Genomic DNA, 2,566 nt, shown 5'->3' on the forward strand with positions numbered 1-2,566 from the left:
CGCCGCGGGACTGGCCTCGGTGGCGGCGGCGGGCGCTGCCGGCCTCGCCGGACTGCTGACCGCGGTCCCTTCCTTGCAGCTTGCCATGAGAATCGCCGGTTCGCTTTATCTGATCTGGCTGGCGATCAGGATCGGCCGCAGCGGTCCGCCCAACCTCGACGTGACCATGGCCACGCCGAACAGCTTCCTCGGCGGCGCCGGCATCCAGTGGATGAACCCGAAAGGCTGGGCGATGGGATTGGGTGCCGCCGCATCCTTCGCGGCGCTCGCCGACGGTCCCTTGCAGTTGGCGTTGCTGCTCGGCGCCGTGTTCGGCCTTGCGGCGGCTTTCTCGCTGTCGCTGTGGTGCGTGGCCGGCACGCTGCTCGCCCGGCTACTCAAAACCGAGCGGCAGTGGCGCGCGCTGAATATCGTGCTCGGCCTGCTGCTGGCCGCCTCGATCCTGCAGATGTGGCGGCCAGCCTGAGAGAGGCGGAAACTATACGGCGTAGCGCGCCGCCGGCTTGCCGGCGAACAGACTGCCGTAGAACTGGTCCCGCGCGCCGAGATAGGTGTCCAGCCCGGCCGGGTCTGCAAGGCCGGGCGCGGTGACGGTCTCGCCCTGGGCGAACCCGGCAAGCGCGGCATCGACCAGATCGTCAGCGCTCATCACCCAGTCCTGGTTGATCCTGTCGAGGCTAATGCCGGAGACGTCCCAGAACTCGGTGCGGATCGGACCGGGCAGCACTACCTGCGCCCTCACCTTTGTGCCGGCGACCTCCTTCTGCAGCGCTTCGGTGAAGTTGACGACATAGGCCTTGGTGCCGCTGTAGATGCCGCCGACGGCGATGCCATAGGCTACGACGGAGGCGATGTTGACGATGGCGCCGCGATTGCGCGCGAGCAGCCCCGGCAGCACCGCGCGGGTCAGACGCGTCAAGGCAACGACATTGACCTTGATCATGCGCTCGGCAGCGTCGGCATCGGCTGTCGCCACCGTCTCGATGCCGCCCATGCCGGCATTGTTGACCAGCAGCGTCACGCTCTCATCCGTCGCGATCGCCTGCTCGACGCGACGCAGGTCGGCGTCGTCGGAGAGATCGGCGACAATTGTCTTGACCTTGCGGCCATAGGCATAAGCCAGTCTGTCCGCCACCTCCTGCAGCCGGTCGGCGCGCCGCGCCACCAGCACCAGATCGAAGCCCTGTCCGGCCAGCCGGTCGGCATAGACCGCGCCGATGCCCGAGGAAGCGCCGGTGATGACGGCCGTGCCCTTGTTGTCTGTCTTGCTCATTGTCCTGTTCCTTTTTGGCCTCGGTGGGGGACCGGGCAAGAACCCTTTCCCTTGCCGAAGTTGCATGATCTTCAATTGGTGGCATATACCACTTTCTGGAAATGGGCATATGCCACTATCTTGTCAATCGGGAATGCCGCAATTATTTCTGGCGGAGGCAGGCGTCCGTAAATTCGCCAGCCCAGGAACCGCCCGCAATGTCGCAGCCCGCCCTGCCCGGCCTAACCCTTTGCAACAACGCCACGCTGCGCCGCGCCGGGCGCAAGCTCGGTCGCTTCTATGACGACGTGCTGGCGCCGTCGGGCCTTAAGGGAACGCAATACGGCCTGCTTTACCAGATCCACATCGGCGGCGAGCCGGCGATGGGCGCCATCGCCGAGGCGCTGATCATGGACCTGTCGGCGCTCGGTCATACGCTGAAGCCGCTGATCCGCGACGGCTTTGTCGAGACCTTTGCAGACAAGGACGACCGCCGCGTCAAGCGCGTGCGGCTGACGCCGCAGGGGCGGGTCAAGCTCGAGGAAGCGATGAAATTATGGAGCGCGGCGCAGCAGCGCTTCGAGGCCATGGTCGGCCAGGAATATGCGGCAAATCTGCGCGCGGCGCTCGACCATGTCGCCGCACTCGATTTCGAAATGCCGGCGGCCACTCCTTCCACCTGAAGAAGCGGCCATCGATCAACTCCGCGGCTGTTTTATTCTGCCGGCATGGCGACCGGGCGCGCAAACGCGCGGCCCGCCAGCACGACGCCGAGCCCCGCGATCGGGAACAGAGCCGCAATCAGGCCGAGATCGGCGGGTGCGCCGAAGCGCAGCACAGCACCCCCGACCACGGCGCCAAGCGCGACGCCGAAATAAAGCGCCGAGGCATTGAGCGAGAGCACGATCGTCGCAGCGTCGGGCGCGATCTTGATAATTCGGCTCGCCTGTGCCGGCGGGAAGGCCCAACCGACGATGCCCCACGGCACCATCATGCCTATCAGCGCCGGCCCGGCGACAGAATGCGGCAGGAAGATCGGGATCAGCGAGAAGGTGATCAGCGTCGCAGCCGAGAGCGCCAACGACCAGGCAACGGTGCGCGTCGCACCGAAACGGTCGGCGGCCTGACCGCCGGCGATGTTGCCGATGACCGCGCCGACGCCAAATGCAAGCAGCATGCCGGGCAGCGCAAGCGGGCTGAGACCGCCGCTCTCGATCGCCAAAGGCGCAATGAAGGCAAACACGGTGAAGGCGCCGACCAGAGCCAGCACGGTCGTGACCAGGATCGGCAACACGCCGGGACGGACCGCCGCCG

Annotated in this window: 3 protein-coding genes and 1 pseudogene; 2 read left to right on the plus strand and 2 right to left on the minus strand. The window is 66.4% G+C overall.

Annotated features, from left to right (window positions below; translation table 11 throughout):
• A partial coding sequence (locus tag DH10_RS34895; RefSeq protein WP_192385884.1) for a LysE family translocator occupies window positions 1–466 on the plus strand: 466 nt, incomplete at its 5' end.
• 12 nt (window positions 467–478) lie between these two features.
• On the opposite strand, the gene DH10_RS34900 is transcribed toward DH10_RS34895, so the two are convergent.
• Window positions 479–1,273, minus strand: coding sequence for an SDR family NAD(P)-dependent oxidoreductase (locus DH10_RS34900; protein ID WP_192385885.1), 795 nt, complete (start codon window positions 1,271–1,273; stop codon window positions 479–481).
• 197 nt (window positions 1,274–1,470) lie between these two features.
• Between DH10_RS34900 and DH10_RS34905 the strand changes: the two genes are divergently transcribed.
• Window positions 1,471–1,935 carry a MarR family winged helix-turn-helix transcriptional regulator gene (locus DH10_RS34905; protein WP_192256851.1) on the plus strand — a complete coding sequence of 155 codons (465 nt, stop codon included), beginning with the start codon at window positions 1,471–1,473 and terminating at the stop codon, window positions 1,933–1,935.
• A gap of 32 nt (window positions 1,936–1,967) precedes the next feature.
• Here the strand turns inward: DH10_RS34905 and DH10_RS34910 are convergent.
• Window positions 1,968–2,566 (minus strand): annotated as a pseudogene (locus tag DH10_RS34910) (MFS transporter); the annotation flags it as partial.

Source organism: Mesorhizobium silamurunense (genome assembly GCF_014843825.1).
Lineage (GTDB): Bacteria > Pseudomonadota > Alphaproteobacteria > Rhizobiales > Rhizobiaceae > Mesorhizobium > Mesorhizobium silamurunense.